Raw genomic sequence first — 17,176 nt, forward strand, 5'->3', positions numbered from 1 at the left:
TTGCGATTTGTATTATAGAGGGCTGCTCACTGGCGCGCGGTCCTGAAAACTGCCGCGCTTATGCGACCTAGTATAAAGTGAACGACTGCAATCTTGGGGGTGTGAATTGAAAGCTACAGAACCGTCATTAATCACGTCTGGAAATCTTGCCGCCGGTGTCTTGCTGATTCTGTTTGCCATCCTCTCGTGCGTTCCTGCTCGCGCGCAGCAGAAGCGCCCTCTTAGCCTTGACGACCTCGCGCGCATGCGCGATGTTCGTGATCCGCAATGTTCGCCTGAGGGCAAGCAAGTCGCCTACGTCGTGAGTACTATCGACGTAAAAGGCGACAAACATAGTTCGCACATCTGGATGGTCAGCACCGACGGTTCGAGCGATCGCCAGATTACGGAGAGTCAGGAGTCCGAGAGCAGCCCGCGGTGGTCTCCCGACGGGAAATACTTGGCGTTCACTTCTGGACGCCCGGGCGAAACTAAGGGAAGCCAGGTCTGGCTTCTCAATCGCGATGGTGGCGAGGCAATGCAGATCACAAATGTCACCAAAGGCCATTTGCAATCCTACGAATGGTCGCCCGATTCAAAGCGCCTTGCGCTCGTGATCAAGGATCCGAATCCACAGCAGCCCGAGCAAGAGGAAGAAAACGGCAAGCCGCAACCTCCCAAACCCATCGTCATCACGCGCTATCATTTCCGGCAGGACGTCGTCGGCTATGTGCTCGCCGATCAGCGCACGCACATCTATCTCTTCGATATCGCCACGAAGAAAATGGAACGCCTGACAACGGACAATTCGCATGACGAATTGGGCCCCGTGTGGTCTCCGGACGGAGCGCGCATCGCATTCTTGAGCAATCACGAGCCAGATCCTGATCGCGATCCTGTCCCGCAGATTTTCGTCGCCGAAGCACGACCCGGCGCGCCGGAAACTCAAGTCACCCACTACGCGACGCGCGGAACACGCGGGCGCCTCGCGTGGAGCCCGGATGGAAAATGGATCGCTTTCTTGCTTGGCGATGAAAAGAAGTGGGACGCGTATGGCATGAGCCGTCTGGCCATTGTCTCCTCCGACGGCTCCGCCGAGCCGGCCGTCCTCACTGAGAAGCTTGATCGCTCCGTTTCCGCACCCTATTTCAGCACCGATGGAAAATCGATCATCGTTGATGAAGAGGACGATCGCTCGGAATATCCGATCTCCGTGAATATCGCTGACCACAGTGTCCAGCGGCTTCTCCAACCGCCCATTGTCATTGGCAGCATCTCGCATTCCAAAGGATGTCTTGCTGGCCTTACAGGCGGCGACTACAAAGCGACTGAAGTCTACTCATGGGATGGCGGTACGCTTCGGCAACTGTCCCATCAAAACGACGCGCTCTTCTCTCAGCTCGAACTGGCAAAGACCGAGGACGTCAACTACAAGTCTCCCGATGGAACGGAAGTCCACGGCTTATTGACCTATCCCTTGGGATACACCCAGGGCACGAAAGTCCCACTGCTCCTGCGCATTCACGGCGGCCCGAATGGACAGGATGCACATTACTTCAGCTTCGAGCGCCAGATTTTTGCTGCCAGTGGATACGCCGTGCTCAACGTGAATTATCGCGGCAGCTCTGGACGAGGGCAGAAGTTCCAGCGCGCGATTTTCGCCGACTGGGGACACTACGAAGTCGAAGATCTGAAAGCCGGAATTCAGCGCGTCATTTCGATGGGCGTTGCCGACCCAGACCACATCGGCGTGGGCGGCTGGAGCTACGGCTGCATACTCACCGACTACATGATCGCGAGCGATCCTACGCTGAAAGCCGCAACGTGCGGCGCCGGCACGGGCTTCACCGTGGCGCTTTACGGAGTGGATCAATACATCATTCAGTACGACAATGAAATCGGCCCGCCCTGGGAGCCGAAGGCCTGGGACACCTATCAGAAAATTTCGTATCCGTTTCTGCATGCCGATCGCATCAAGACGCCCACGATCTATTTCAGCGGCGATAAAGACGCCAACGTTCCAATGATCGGCAATATGGAAATGTATCAGGCGCTTCGCAGCCTGGGCATCCCCACCGAATTCATTATTTACCCGAACGAGTTTCACGGCATTCAGCGGCCCAGCTTCCAGCGCGACCGCTACGAGCGCTATCTGGCGTGGTACGCGAAATACATTAAAAATGGCAACGCACAGTAATAAAATCGGCGGCAAGCGACTCTTTTTGCGCCAACGAGCTGATTTCATTTGCGGCATAAGACGGCAGTGATGCTTTTGCGCGCAGTTTAGGACTATCGGGACTTTTCGTCCGCATCTGCTCGCCACTGTCTGAATCTGCGCGACATTCCAGTCTGAGTCTCCTTACGATGAATTGGCCCCCGCACAATTGTGGTGGAGGCCGGCGCATGCGCGGAGAGAGCCTTCGGCTAATGCATCTTGACGCGTAGCCGGAGAATCTAATGCGGACATTTGTGCCAGTTTTACGGGAGGAGCCTTGATCGATCGTGCCGATCATGTTGTTGCGGTGATTTTTGTTTTGAGCGTCGTGCGTGGGAACGAGACCATAGGGAAGCCGCAACCGAATGAACCGCTGGGTTCGTTTCGCCGGCGCTTTGCCGGAGCGGCGATGCTGGCCTTACTCTGTCTTGCCGCGGCGATCGGCGGCGGAATATTCACGCGACAGACTGCCCACGCGGCTGCTCCTCCGCAAGGGCAGATGAAATCGCATATCTTCGGCAATCCGGACGTCTGGCATTGGGCGCCCAGCCGGACGTACCACGTGGAGAACTATAAATTGGCATTTCATTTTGATGAACCGAAGGGCAAAGTCTTTGGCGACGAGGTCATCACACTCCGTCCATTCGATCAGCATTTTCACAAATTTTATTTGAACAGTGCGGGACTGCGGATTGAATCGGTGACCTTGGAGCCTGCGCAGGGCGCCGCCGTGAGGCTCGCCTATGACGCTGACGGTAAAGATTCGCGCCTGTGGATTACACTCAATCGCGAATACAACCCTGCGGACTCGCTGCGTGTGCGCATCGTCTACCACGGCCTTCCGCGCACCGGCCTTTTTTTTGTGAATCCCACAAGGGACTATCCGAATTTGCCGCGCGAGGTCTATTCACAAGGCGAGCCGGAGTTCAATCAATACTGGTTTCCGTGTTGGGATTATCCGAATGACATGGCCACGAGCGAAACGATTACGACCGTTCCCGAGGGACAAGTCGTCGTTTCCAATGGCAAACTCGTGAAAGTCACTCGCGCAGCCGGACAAGTGACCTACGACTGGGTGGAAAGCATTCCCCACAGTTCCTATTTGACTTCGCTCGCCATTGGCCCATGGCATAAAATCTCAGATAAGTACGAAAACAAGCCCGTCGATTATTATGTCCCGCCGTATATTGATGACGCCACGACGCGTCGCTCCCTGCATCTGACGCCGGACATGATTGCATTTTTCTCGCGCGCTACCGGCGTCGATTACCCCTACGAGCAGTATGCACAAACCATGGTGCACAATTACGTTTTCGGCGGTCAGGAGAACGTTAGCGCGACCACGCTCACCGATTTCCTTTTGCACGATGCTCGTGCCGAGCAGGATTACCCGAGCACGGACGTTGTCTCCCATGAACTCGGCCAGCACTGGTTCGGCGATTATGTGCAGGGGTACGACTGGCCGGATATCTGGCTGAATGAAGGATTTGCCACGTACATGGAGGCACTTTACACTCAGCACCACGAAGACTATGACGCCTATCGCTTCGCTATTTACAACGATCAAATGACGGAGCAGACGGAAGGCCGCGAAAATTACTCGCGCCCGATCGTGGACCGTCACTATAACGATCCCCTCGATATGTTTGACGCGACAACGCACGAAAAGGGCGCGGCAATCCTCGACATGCTTCGGTATCTGATCGATGGCCCCGAGGCAGCCTCTCACGAGCCGTCGCAAAATGAACTATTTTTTCGCGCTTTGCATCACTATCTCGTAGCACACCACGAGCAAGTTGCGGACACTGCGGGTCTGATCTCCGCGTTCCGTGACACAACCGGACAGGAACTCGGCTGGTTCTTCCACGAATGGGTCTACATGGCCGGTCATCCGGCGTATCGTGTGCAAGCGACATACGACGCCGCGGAAAAAATGGAAAAGATCAGCGTCGCGCAGACTCAGCACGTGGACGCAGAGACGCCTGTCTTCGACATGCCCATTGAGCTTGCCTTCTACGGCGCAAACGGCGAACACAAGCAGATTCAAGTTCGCGATAATTTGCAGCAGCAAGAGTTTTTTGACGTTTCGCTGGACTTTACGCCTCAGTGGGTGGACTTCGACCCCGATGACTTCATAGACAAAATCGTGGACTTTGAAAAGCCGGCGGCCATGCTGGCAGCAGAGGTGCAAAAAGACCCCTCGATGATGAGCCGCCTCTGGGCAGCGCAGCAGCTCGGCAACGAAAAGAGCGCTGATGCAGATGCCGCCGTCGCAGCGTTGGCTTGGACGCTGGCCAACGACAAATTTTACGCCGTACGAGCTGCCGCAGCTTCCAGCCTTGGAAATCTTCGAACCGATCAAGCGAAAGCCGCGCTCCTCGCTGCCTTGCGCCAGCCTGACAGCCGCGTCCGCACGGCAGTCGTCGAAGCGCTTGGTAATTTTTCGCAGGACAAGACAGTTTACGACGCCTTCGTTAACGAACTTCACAGTGACGATAGCTATGCAGCCGAAGCTGCAGCAGCCGAGGCTATCGGCGCATCGGGCAATGCACAAGCATTTGAAGTCCTGCAAGCTGAAAGCGCGTCGCATCTGGAAGTTCACGTGATGCAAGCCACGCTCGCTGGACTGGCGGAGACAAAAGATCCCCGCGCTCTTTCAATACTGCTTGCGCAATCGCGTGCGGGCGTGGAAGAACGCGTCCGCATGACCGCGCTCGCGCTCTTGCCAACGTTTAAGGACGCAATGAAACGCGAGCACGCGCAGGAACTTGTTAACCTTGTCCGCACGGCGCTTGACGATCCTTATGTTCCCGTGCGCATGGGCGGTGAACGCCTCGCGGCGTCGTTTGACTTGACACAGTTCCGGACCGATATTCAGGCCGATGTCGATGCCCCGCTCGTATTTCGACGCGAACTCGCGCGCAAAGTTCTTGAGGAATTAAAGACATCCAAACAATAAACCGAGGATATGCTTGGAAACGAAATATGAATTCGGCCGCGGCCCAACGCAAGAAGGATGCACCGTTCGCCGCTCTGGCCCAGCCGATAGCCAACGAATGGCGAATTTTTCCGGCCAGCTCGGTTATCCTTCCACTGCCAAGGAAGTCCGCGCTCGGCTGGCGGAAATTCGGCGATCAGATGATTGCGCCGTCTTCGTCGCGGAACTCGCCGATGGTCAAATCGCAGGATGGATTGGCGTGTATATTTTTCGAAGCGTTGAAATGAATAAGCTCGTAGAGATCAGCGGCCTTGTCGTGGGAGAGGGGTACCGCTCTCGTGGTATTGGGAAGGTTCTTCTGGATGCCGCCGAAGAATGGGCGCGAAGTCGCGATTGCAAAGTGATCTCCGTGCATTCAAACGTCAAGCGCCAGCGAGCCCACGGATTTTACAAGAAAAACGGCTACGGGTGGTGCAAAACTCAGGAATTGTTTACGAAAGACCTTTGAATTAAACGGTCGATGTCGCAACCACGTTTCTGCAAAACATTTTCGAGTCGCCGCGAGCGCCTTCGCCGCAGGCTGCGGAAAAGCGATCTTGTCCTATTTTGCGAAATCAGCTTGGCCCAGGGACTGCGTTGAGGTCCGGCAAGCAACCACCAGACGTCGCCTCCTCCCAGCAAGCCAAAAGCACGTCCACTTCCCCTCATAACCTGCGGAAAGAACTCAATCTTTTCGATGCCGTGGCTATCGTCGTCGGGACAACGATTGGATCTGGAATTTTTCTCATTCCCAGTTCCATTGCCTCGGAATTGAATTCCCTTGGCATTGTTCTTCTCGTCTGGATTATCGGCGGGGTTTTGACCATTTTTGGAGCTTTGTCTCTGGCCGAACTCGGCTCGATCTATCCCGGAACCGGCGGACTCTGCACGTACTTGCGTCAGGCGTATGGCCCATTCGTCGCATTTCTCTATGCTTGGGGTCTGCTTTTCATGATTCACTCCGGCAGCATCGCGGCGCTTGCGGTTGGATTTAGTCTGTATGCCGGGCAAATTTTCCCACTGACATTAATTGACGAAAAACTTTTGAGTGCCGCTCTAATCCTGATCTTCACGTTCATCAGTTGCCTTGGAATCCGCGGCGGCAAACTCACGCAGAATCTCATTGCCACGGCGAAAATCACTGGCCTTGCGGGAATCATCCTCCTTCTATGCTTTAAAGGCACGCGCCCGATTCATCTTTTCAACGCGCTGGCGGACCCGGGCGCTCCGGCGTTTTCTTTCGCAGAATTTGGTATTGCATTGGTCGCAGTGCTCTTCGCCTACGAGGGTTGGCATGTCATTTCGTTCGTTGCGGGTGAAATGAAGCGTCCGCAAATTGATCTGCCGCGTGCCCTTTTCTATGGCACCGCCATCATTATGCTGATTTATCTGACGGCGAATATCGGCTACTACCATTTGCTCTCGCCCGCCGAGATTCGTGGCAGCGCCGCCGTCGCAGCATATTCTGTCGGAAAAATCCTGGGGCCCATTGGCAGAAACGGTATCTCCGTTCTCATCCTCGTCTCCATTTTGGGCTCCATAAACGGCATGGTGCTTACCGGTCCGCGTGTGTATTACGCAATGGCCCACGACAGCGCGTTTCCTCGCATCTTCGGCCAGATCAACGATCGGTACCGGACGCCGATGCTCGCTCTGATCGTGCAAGGAATCTGGTCCGCCGTCTTGGCGCTGTCCGGCACATATCAGCAGCTTTTCACCGACGTGATTTTTGCCGCGTGGATTTTTTATGGCTTGGCCGTCGCCGGAGTTCTGGTTCTCCGTCGCAACCGCCCGCAACTCGAACGGCCGTTTCACGTTCCCGGATACCCGTGGATCCCGCTTCTATTCTCCATGGCTGCCATTGGAGTCGTGCTCAGCACGATTATCGAGCGGCCCATTGGGGCGCTCGTGGGGACTGCTCTCGTGGCTAGCGGCGTCCCGGTTTATTTCTTTGTCGTTAAGCGTGCAGCGCTGAAAACGCAGCAGATCGATCGCGCAGAAACCTGAAATGAGAGTTTCCGCGGAAATTTTGGAATAAGTGTCCCGCGCAAAGAATGAGGAAAGCGGCGGACAACATCTGCGGCCAGATACCAGTCTTAATTTAGCGGGCGAATCTATAAGCCGGATTTTGTACGTTTCGCGCCGCCTTCGAATTGCTCCGAAGACAAACGAAAAACGCGGCGATCATTCCTCTGGGCCTTCGATCGCTCGAAAGCTCGATGCGGCCTACCCGAGGGTAAATCCTTTTCGAAGCGGCGAACCGCCTCTCGAGGATGAGGCTCGCGAACTGATTTGCAGTTCTCGAAGCCTCGTCGGGCCGGGCCAGCCCTTCCCTCCTATTTGGCCTTGCTCCACGCGGGGTTTGCCGTGCCTCCAATGTCGCCATTGGAGCGGTGGGCTCTTACCCCACCGTTTCACCCTTGCCTGTGCGGCTGCCCAAGAAGGCCAGCGAGAGGTTTTGCCTCATGCCGGCCGCCGAGGCGCGATCCTCACCGGCGGTTTACTTTCTGTGGCGCTTTCCGTGGCCGGACCCTTGCGAGTCCTGCCCCCTGGCGTTACCAGGCGCGTCGCCCTATCCGTTCCTAAACGGCGGAGTCCGGACTTTCCTCCAGCGCAGCCATCTTTCGACGGCTGAACCAGCGATCACCCGATCCGCCCGCTACTGCAATTATAGGCGCCCGCGCATCATCAGGCAACCTGTCATCATTAATGTTGCCCGTTGCATGATAACTGTGCCGGGGGTACCATCGTCGCAAAGACCCTAGGGACCTGGCGAGCGTCCGGCGCAGAACGTCTCGAACGTGGCGCTCCCCGCGCAAACAACGGAAAAGCGTGAGTAACGCTGCTCATTCCTCGAAATCCACAGCCGAAAGGGATCTCGTTGGAAAGACTGTGGGCCGCTTCGCCATAGATGCAAAGCTCGGTTCCGGCGGAATGGGCGAAGTTTACCGCGCACGCGACACCAAACTGCGCCGCATTGTGGCGCTCAAGCGCCTTGCCGCGAATCTCTACACCAATCAAAACTCGCGCGAGCGTTTGTGGAAAGAAGCCGTATTCGCCTCGCGGCTGAATGACCCGCACATTGCGGCGATTCATGACGCCTTCGAGGAACAACACGAAATTTTCATCGTAATGGAATACGTCGAGGGCCAAACCTTGCGCGACCGAATGCAGCAACCGATTTCCCTGCGCGAGTTCTTGCCCATTGCCGTGCAGTGCGTGGCCGGTCTCGAGGCGGCACATCGCGCCGGAATTCAGCATCGCGACGTCAAACCGGAGAATATCCTGCTGACTCGAAATGGCCACGTGAAGATTCTCGATTTTGGAATCGCCCGTCGTTTGCCCGGCGACACCGAGGGTACGACGGTGGATACGTTGGCAAGCGGCGGCATGATTGGCACGGTTACCTACATGGCGCCGGAGATCATCGAACAGCAGCCTGCCGATAGCCGCGCGGATATTTTTTCCCTTGGCGTGGTTTTCTATGAGGCTCTCACCGGGCAGCATCCTTTTCGCACTTCCTCATTTTTCGAAATTTGTAACCGCATCCTCAAGCACACTCCGCCTCCGGTCAGCTCGTTAAACGCCGATGTGCCACAAGCGCTTGACGCCGTTGTCTCCCGCATGCTCGCAAAGCGGCCTGCCGATCGCTACTCAACAGCCGCGGACATTCTCGCGGACCTGGAGCAACTTCAAGAATCGCTCGATATAACCCGCGAACTGCCGCCATCTCCTCCGCGGCTTGCAAGGGGCTTTGCCTCGAAAAAGACTTGGGCTGGGATTGCAGCCATTGTGCTGGCGCTGTCCGCCGCATCGTGGTTTGCATACCGCCGCGTTCAAAAGCCGGTGCTGACGGAGCATGCTTCCATCCTCATCGCGGATTTTGAAAACCACACCAGCCAGCCGCTTCTGGACCAAACTGCCACCGAGGCGGTGCGCGAATCGTTGGAGCAGTCGCGTTATTTTCGCGTGATTCCACGATCTCAGATCCACGAAGCGCTGCAACTGATGAGCAAGACCAATACCATGCGAATAGACCGCTCCCTCGGACGCGAGCTATGCCTGCGGGAAAACTGCAGCGCGGTCCTCGCCGGCTCCATTTCCAATTTCGGCCAGAAGTATGAAATTTCCGAGTATCTGATTGATCCCCAGAAGGACACGCCCGTGCTCGTGGAGAGCGCATCCATGAATTCCGTTTCGGACCTCTATGCTTCCATTGACGCATTGAGCAGGCAATTCCGTAAACGTGCAGGCGAGTCCATCGCGCAGATCTCCCATGATAGTCAGCCGCTCGCCCGCGTGACCACGCCCTCTCTCGAAGCTCTGCAACGATATTCTCGCGGGCTTGACCTTTACGCCTCGACAGATCTCAACGGGTTTTTGCCGCTCGGTGAGAGCGCCGTTCAATTGGACCCCAACTTCGCGATGGCTCATCTTTATCTTGCCCGCGCCTACGATGCGCTCGGAAACGAACCCAGAGCTCTGGAGCATCTCGCAGCGGCGGAGCGGGGATTGGATCATGTAACGGATCGCGAGCGCGATTTGATTTTGGCTGATGGTTTCGAAATTCAAGAGGACTACGACAAAGCTGCGGAACAATTCCGCCTGCTGACGGAAACCTATCCGGATGATATTCAGGGATTCAGCGGGCTGGCGGCGACTTCCATTTGGACGGGCCGCTTGGAGGAGGCTGTTCCGGCTGAGGAGCATGCACTCGAACTTTCGCCTCACAGCGCAATTGACCATTTTAATTTGATTCTTGATTTGGATCGTTTGAACCGATTCGATGAAGCGCTCGATGCCCATGCGGACGCCAAAAAAGACGGCGTCGATATTCCCTTGCTGCACTGGGGAACCGGTCTGGCGTATTTGGGTAATGACGATGCTCAGCAGGCGCAAACGGAATTCGAACTACTGGCTTCTCAGGGAGGGCCTTCGGGCGAAAACCTCGCGTCGTTCTACCTGGCGCGTATCCTGATGTATCAAGGTCGCCTGCGGAGTGCCGCTAAGGAATTGCGCAGGGGCTTGGTGCTTGACGAAAAGATGAGGAGCGAGTCCTACATGCCAGTGCGGCATTATCTGCTCGCGGAGATAGCGCTGATGCGCGGCGACACCGCGGGGGCACGAAGCGAAGGCCAACAGATGGCCCGGGAGGCTCTTCGCAATCCTCAGTCGGAGGACCTTCGTCGCGCAGGTGAGATTTTGGTCCGCATCAAAGATCTATCTGCCGCCCAGACAGTGTTGCGCGGCCTGGGAAAGTTGCGCGCTGAGCACGACAGCGAATTCGTGCAAAGCTGTTATTACAATCTGGATGGAAGCCTGAAGTTAGCTCAAAATGAAGTTGCGGACTCGATTGAAAGCCAGCGCAAAGCTTCCATTTTCTTCCCGCTGTACGATGCCTACCTTGGCTTGGGCGATGCGTTGGCAGCACGGCGTGATTGGAATGGCGCGGCCCAGGCGTACAGCAACTATTTGAACTTCAAAGGTGAGATATTCGAAGACGACTCACCCGCCACTTGGGTCCTCGCCCATTTGGCCTTGGGCAGAACTCTCGCTCACGAAGGCAAAGATGCGGATGCTCTCAAGTATTACAACCAGTTCCTGCAACTATGGGCCAACGCGGATAGCGATTTGCCTCCGCTCCAGGAAGCTCGCTCGGAGCGTAGGCGGCTAAGTACGAATGGAAAGACAGCCCCAGCACAAGCGTCGGATGTCTTGCAGCACCGCTAAATAAACTTCGCATGGAGGCAGATATGTCAAGCGCAGATGCAGCCAGAGCAAAAAGCAGGATGCCACTGACCGAGGAACAACTCGAACACATGCTGGAATACCATGTTACTGCTCACCTTGAAAAGGACAGGAACATGATGGAAATTGGATGGGCGGTCAGCTGTGGCCACAAAACCTGCCCCATTCCCCATAAAGCCGTTGCTTTCTATTACTGTCCGTGCAGGCCTTGTCCGCCGACAAGTTGAGGCCGGACAGCGCCGGGTAGCTGGCGCCGAAAAATATATGCGCGGCCCGAAAACGTCCACGTGATCTCGGGCATGGGCGTTTCTGTATTTTCTCGCAGCCTGTCAATTCAAACGCTCGGCGAAGACGAAACGCCTCAGGGTTCTCACTGAAACTTTTCCTCTAGAGCATGCGTCAATCAATCGGGTAAGAACTCTGATACGAACGATACAGGCTAAGCCAACAAATCACGCTTGGTCACGTTCCAAGCATATTTTTCGCGGAAGCGCCCGAGGAGGCGATGCATGACCGAACATTCGAGAATGCGAACCTTGATTCGACCCGTCACTTTTTACACCACGGCCCTTTTACTGGCAGCTACACTCATCTCGACAACAAGAACTACAGCAAAAAATCACCTCGTCTCGCCACCCATGCAAGCAGCGGCAACGTCAGGTTATCACTTGATTAAAACCATTCCCGTATCGGGGGATAGTTTTTGGGATTATTTGAAATATCAGCCTTCGACGCATCGCCTGTTTATCACGCACGGAGACCACGTCGCCGTCGTGAACGCTGAAACCGGCGAGCTGGTGGCAAACATCGGCGGAATGCAGGGCATTCATGGAGTCGTGCTCGCGCCAGAATTCAATCGCGGATTTGTGACCGATGGCCGCGCCGCGAAGGTTTGGATTTTCGATCTGAACACTCTCAAAGTTATCGGAAGCGCTCCAGCAGATCCTGACGCAGACGGCGAAGTTTACGACCCCGCCTCGAAGCGCGTATTCACGATGAATGGCGATTCGAAATCGTCCACGGTGATCGATGCCAAAACAGGAAAAGTTGTTGGCCATATCGATCTCGGCGGTGGACCCGAATTTCCCGTTGCGGATGGACAGGGTCACGTCTATGCGAACATCGAAACGACGAGCGAAATTATAGAAATTGACTCGCACACAATGAAAATCACGCATCGCTGGCCGCTCGCTCCCGGCGAATCGCCGAGCGGGCTGGCGATCGACGTCAAGAATCGCCGCCTTTTCTCCGGTTGCCGCAATAAACTAATGATGGTGATGGACGCGGACAGTGGAAAAGTTGTCGCGTCGCTTCCGATTGGCCAGGGCGTGGACGCAACGCGCTTCGATCCCGGAACAGGCTATGCGTTCAGTTCGAATGGCGATGGAACGCTCACCGTGATTCATGAAGATTCGCCGGATAAATTCAGCGTGGTAGAAAACGTCAAGACGGAGCGGGGGGCGCGGACCATGGCGCTCGATCCGACGACGCATAATGTTTATCTCGTGACCGCTCAGGTGCAGCGTATCCCGAACCCGCCGCCGCACACGCGGCCATTCCGGATGGTGCCGGGAACATTCCACGCGCTCGTTTTTGGAAAAGACTGAAGCAGTCGAAACAAATTCAGACGCCGGGCGTCGCCATGCGGCGCTCGCCGTTTATTTTTTGCCGAGAAGTTTTTCGAATGCGGCTTCGTCGATTATAGGGACGCCGAGGGATTGGGCTTTTGCCAGTTTCGATCCCGGATCGGCGCCGGCGACGACGTAATCCGTTTTCTTGCTCACGGATGAGATGACTTTCCCGCCGTGCGCGACAACAAGTTCGGCGGCCGTTTCGCGGGGATGGCGATCGAGCGTTCCGGTGAAAACGAACGACTTCCCTGCCAGGCGGTTACTCGCGGGCGCGCGGCGCTCTTCCTTCATGCGCACGCCTCTTTCGCGCAGGCGCTCCATCAATCTACGATTCGCTTTTTCTGAAAAGAAATCAGAGACGGATGCGGCGACTTTCGGGCCGACCTCCGGCACCTCCGTCAGTTCTTCGACGCTGGCATCGGCGATTTTTTCGAGCGAGCCAAAATGTGAAGAGAGCAGTTGGGCCGTGCGTTCACCGACAAAGTCGATTCCCAGAGCGTAAATTAACCTGGGTAATTCATTTTTCTTGCTTGCGGCAATTTCATCAAGAAGATTCTGTGCAGATTTGTCGGCCATGCGCTCAAGCCCGGCAACCTCATCGAGCTTCAGATCATAGAGATCGGCATAGTCTTTGACGAGACCTTTGCCGACAAGCTGATCAACGATTTTTTCACCGAGACCGTCGATGTTCATGGCATGGCGGCCCGCAAAATGAATCAGCGATTCCTTGCGGCGCGCCGGACACGCCGGATTCACACAGCGATACGCGACTTCGCCTTCGACGCGATGAACGCGCGTGCCGCATTCAGGGCATTTCTCGGGCATGCGCACAGGCTTTTCTTCGCGGCCATGCTTCACGACCTTGAGGACGTGGGGGATCACATCGCCGGCGCGCTCCACGAGAACCCGATCCCCTTCGTGAATATTGAGGCGCTCGATTTCATCCATGTTGTGCAGAGTGGAGCGGCTAACGGTGACGCCACCGATGGGCACAGGTTCAAGAATTGCAACGGGAGTGAGTGTGCCAGTGCGGCCGACATTGAATTCGATGGTCTTGACCAGAGTTTCAGCCTGGCGCGCTGCCCATTTATAAGCGATGGCCCAGCGCGGGGCTTTCGAGGTGTAGCCAAGCTCATTCTGCAAACTGATTTCGTTCACTTTGATGACGACGCCATCGACTTCGTAGGGCAGCTTGTCGCGCTTAACTTCCCACTTGTCGCAATATTTCTCGACGGCTTCGACTCCGTGGCAGATTTCGAAATCCCCACTCGCCTTGAATTGCAGCTTCGTCAAATCTTCCAGAGCCTGCGAATGGCGCTTCACAGGAACGCGCCCTTCCGAGAGCAAGTAATACGCAAAAAATTCGAGTTTGCGGGATGCGGTAATCTGCGGATCGAGAACGCGGACGGCGCCAGCTGCAGCGTTTCGCGGATTGGCGAAGCGTTTGCCGCCGGCGGCATCCTGCTGGCGATTCAATTCTTCAAATGCAGCGCGCGGCATCATGGCCTCGCCGCGAACTTCGATGTCGAGAGGCAGGCCGAGCTTCTTAAGTGTTTCGCGTTTCAGGCTTAGCGGAATGGTGCGAATGGTGCGCACGTTCGCGGTGACGTCCTCGCCGGTCTGGCCGTCGCCGCGCGTTACACCGCGAACGAGAACCGCATCTTCATAGATGAGCGCGAGACTGAGCCCGTCGAATTTGTGTTCGGCGACGTATTCAACTTTCTCGCGGCCAGTCAATTCACGAACGCGGCGGTCAAAATCACGCAAGGCCTCCCGCGAGAGCGCATTGTCGAGGCTCATCATCGCACGGACATGACGGTAGGTTTGAAAACCTTCGCGAGGTGCGCCGCCGACGCGCTGCGTGGGGGAGTCGGGGGTGGCAAATTGGGGATGCTCGGCTTCTAGGGCCTTGAGGCGGGTCATGAGGCGATCGAATTGCGCGTCAGAAATCTCCGGCGAGTCGAGGACGTAGTAGAGGTACTCGTGCTTGCGAATTTGCTCACGGAGTTTTTCGACTTCCCGGGCGATGGTTGCCGTGGCGGCCATCAGGGCTTCACCGGGTTGAGATTGTCTCGCGAGATGACAGGTGCGAATCCGAAAAACGCGCAAAAGTTTACGATTAGAAAATGACTGGTCCTTTGTTTTGTGTAAGTTACGGAAACTTCTAATTTCGCGGTGTGGCGATTAGAATTCAGCCCCTGAGACCCCCGACAAAGGCTCTGGAGCGGCGAGAATCGCTCACAATTGCCCCCCTTGAACGCCGGAGCTTTGTTGGAACCGGGATTCGCAGCGGAGGTCAGGTGGGGGGCGCATAGAGTGGACGAAGGCGCGGTGGCGCGAAAGGCTCGTGAACCGGAATTTCTTTTGCCAAGCACCAGATTCACTTTCACCGTCAGCCTCGATTACAGCCTAATTAGGCTAGCACGAAGCGGAGAAATTTTCAGTGGGCGTTGGGTGTAAGACGCGTCGGTGTCCGGGTAAGTGGTTGGACAAAAAACAGAGCAAGCCTCACACCAGAGAAGGCGGGGCGTATTATACAATGCGCGGTGGCATGTGGCGGATCAGAAGATCTTGAGAACGAGCAAGGCAACGGGAGACATGAGTCATCAAGGGACAGGACGAGTTGGGGACAGCGTTCGGAACGCCGTAATCATCTACAACCCGACGAGCGGAGGACAGCGCGCACGGCGGCTCCGAGAACTCGAAGACGCGGCGCGAATTCTGAAAAACGCAGGCGTGAGCGCGGAACTGGCGCCCACGCAGCAAGCTGGCGCGGCGACGGAGCTAGCGCGCGATGCCGTGAAAACGGGGCTGCAGATGGTGATTGCGTGCGGCGGCGACGGGACGATCAATGAGGTGATTAACGGGCTGGCGGGGAGTGATGTGCCGCTGGCGGTGCTGCCCGCCGGGACTGCAAACATCCTGGCCAAAGAAATCGGCATTCCGTGGAATATTCCTGCGGCGGCGCGATTAATTTCGGGCGGTAAGCTGGCGAGAATCGCGCTGGGAGAAATCATTTGGCCAAACGGAAACCATACAGCCCTGGAAGGTTCGAGCGGGCCTGCGCAGAGATATTTTTTGTGCGTCGGCGGAGCGGGGCCGGATGGAGCGATTGTGCAGGCGATCGATACAGAAAGCAAATCGCGAGTGGGCATTCTCGAGTACTGGAAACAGGGATTCCGGCAATATTTCACTTACGGATTCCCGCAGTTTCGAATCGCGACGAACGAGAAGGAAATGACAGGGAGTCTGCTCGTCGTGGGGCGAACGAAATATTATGGCGGGCCGTTTCGAATTACGACGGGAGCGAGCCTGTTCGAGGATGCATTTGAAATCGTGGCCTACAGTGGACGCAACCGACTGACGGTGCTGCTTTGCTTGCCGGCTATTTGGCTGGGGCTTCTCCACCGGGTACCGGGGATCCACGTGTGGAAGACGCGGCGAATTCGTTGCGAAGCCGTGAACGGCGACAGAATTTTCGCGCAGGTAGACGGCGAAGCAGCAAGCGCGCTGCCGCTGGAATTTCGCATTGTGCCGAACGCTCTGACTCTGGTATTACCGGCGGCTGGCGCGCAACGATAGATGCTCTAGCCGCGCTGGATAAAAGATTTGGACCCTTTCACACATGCTCTGGCGTCCGTTGCGCTGGATCGGGCGGGACTGAGCCGCATCAGCCGGATGGCAATGGCCATTCTGGTCATTTCCGGCACGGCGGCGGACCTCGACTGGCTGAGCTACCTGGGCGGTGCGGGCGTTTACTTTCATTATCACAGCACCGTGCTGCATTCGATTGCGGGAAGCGCGATTCTTGCCCTGATTCTTGCGCTGATTATTTGCTGGGCGACGAAAAAATATGCAAAAACCCCACTAAAATTCGAACGCGTCCTATTGCTCTGCGCGATTGGCGCGGCAGGACACCTACTGCTCGATTTGGCGACGTCAGACGGCGTGCAGTTGCTCTGGCCATTCAGCGGCCGCTGGTTTGCGTGGGATTTACTCACCGGAATGGATCCGTGGATTCTGGCAATTCTGCTGGCGGGACTGCTGGTGCCGGGACTGCTGCGGCTGGTGAGCGAGGAAATTGGCGAGAAGAAAAAAAAGCCGGGGCCATCACGAGGAGCAGTTGCAGCTCTCGTGCTGATGGCGCTGTACATCGGCTGGCGGGCAGACTTGCACTATCGCGCGGTGCAGATGCTGCTGGCGAATGACTATCACGGAGCGATGGCCATGGTGGCAGGCGCCTTTCCGGACACGGATTCGCCGCTCACGTGGCGCGGCGTGGTGGACACGGAGAACACCATTGAAGAGGTAAACGTGCCCTTCGGGCCGGGGGCTACTTTCGATGCCATGTCGAGCCTCACGCACTACAAGCCGCGGAATTCGCCAGTGCTGGAAGCGGCACGAAGCGCTCCGCTGGCCAGAGAGTTTCTGCGCTATGCGCAGTTTCCTGTGGCGGAGGAGGAGGACCTCGGGGATGGGTATCGAGTCACGCTGCAAGATATGCGTTTTCCCGAGGGTGCGAGCACGCCGGACGACTTGATTGCGGTGATTGACCTCGACAATGGACGCAACGTGCGCTACGAAAGAATGCGATTTGCGAGGGAAAGCGGCCGCCGCTCAAGGTGA

At 56.4% G+C, this 17,176-nt stretch carries 9 protein-coding genes and 1 other RNA gene; 8 read left to right on the top strand and 2 right to left on the bottom strand.

What is annotated here, in order from left to right; genetic code table 11:
- Window positions 1-106 precede the first annotated feature (106 nt).
- The 4 genes from VGR81_01340 (at window position 107) to VGR81_01355 (ending at window position 7,178) form a co-directional block, all read left to right on the top strand.
- Window positions 107-2,176, top strand: coding sequence for a S9 family peptidase (locus VGR81_01340; GenBank protein HEV2287577.1), 2,070 nt, complete (start codon window positions 107-109; stop codon window positions 2,174-2,176).
- 295 nt (window positions 2,177-2,471) lie between these two features.
- Complete coding sequence (locus VGR81_01345) at window positions 2,472-5,153, top strand: M1 family aminopeptidase (GenBank protein ID HEV2287578.1); 2,682 nt, start codon at window positions 2,472-2,474, stop codon at window positions 5,151-5,153.
- A 13-nt stretch (window positions 5,154-5,166) separates the two neighbouring features.
- Window positions 5,167-5,640, top strand: a complete 474-nt coding sequence (locus tag VGR81_01350; protein HEV2287579.1) for a GNAT family N-acetyltransferase — start codon at window positions 5,167-5,169, stop codon at window positions 5,638-5,640.
- A gap of 128 nt (window positions 5,641-5,768) precedes the next feature.
- A complete protein-coding gene (locus VGR81_01355) occupies window positions 5,769-7,178 on the top strand; it encodes an amino acid permease (GenBank protein ID HEV2287580.1) in 1,410 nt (469 codons plus the stop codon).
- A gap of 94 nt (window positions 7,179-7,272) precedes the next feature.
- Here the strand turns inward: VGR81_01355 and rnpB are convergent.
- Window positions 7,273-7,830: RNase P RNA component class A (gene rnpB / locus VGR81_01360), an RNA gene on the bottom strand.
- Window positions 7,831-8,003: 173 nt separating this feature from the next.
- Here rnpB and VGR81_01365 point away from each other — a divergent pair.
- On the top strand, window positions 8,004-10,901 hold the full coding sequence (locus VGR81_01365) for a protein kinase (GenBank protein HEV2287581.1): 2,898 nt from the start codon (window positions 8,004-8,006) through the stop codon (window positions 10,899-10,901).
- A gap of 527 nt (window positions 10,902-11,428) precedes the next feature.
- A complete protein-coding gene (locus tag VGR81_01370) occupies window positions 11,429-12,526 on the top strand; it encodes a hypothetical protein (protein ID HEV2287582.1) in 1,098 nt (365 codons plus the stop codon).
- A 51-nt stretch (window positions 12,527-12,577) separates the two neighbouring features.
- On the opposite strand, the gene ligA is transcribed toward VGR81_01370, so the two are convergent.
- Window positions 12,578-14,596: an NAD-dependent DNA ligase LigA gene (gene ligA, locus VGR81_01375; GenBank protein ID HEV2287583.1), complete on the bottom strand. Its 2,019-nt coding sequence runs from the start codon at window positions 14,594-14,596 to the stop codon at window positions 12,578-12,580.
- A 525-nt stretch (window positions 14,597-15,121) separates the two neighbouring features.
- On the opposite strand from ligA, the gene VGR81_01380 reads away from it, so the two are divergent.
- Both VGR81_01380 and VGR81_01385 read left to right on the top strand, forming a co-directional pair.
- Window positions 15,122-16,132, top strand: coding sequence for a diacylglycerol kinase family protein (locus VGR81_01380; GenBank protein HEV2287584.1), 1,011 nt, complete (start codon window positions 15,122-15,124; stop codon window positions 16,130-16,132).
- 27 nt (window positions 16,133-16,159) lie between these two features.
- Window positions 16,160-17,176 carry a metal-dependent hydrolase gene (locus VGR81_01385; GenBank protein ID HEV2287585.1) on the top strand — a complete coding sequence of 339 codons (1,017 nt, stop codon included), beginning with the start codon at window positions 16,160-16,162 and terminating at the stop codon, window positions 17,174-17,176.

The organism is Candidatus Acidiferrales bacterium (assembly GCA_035934015.1).
In the GTDB taxonomy this organism is placed as follows: domain Bacteria; phylum Acidobacteriota; class Terriglobia; order Acidiferrales; family UBA7541; genus DAHUXN01.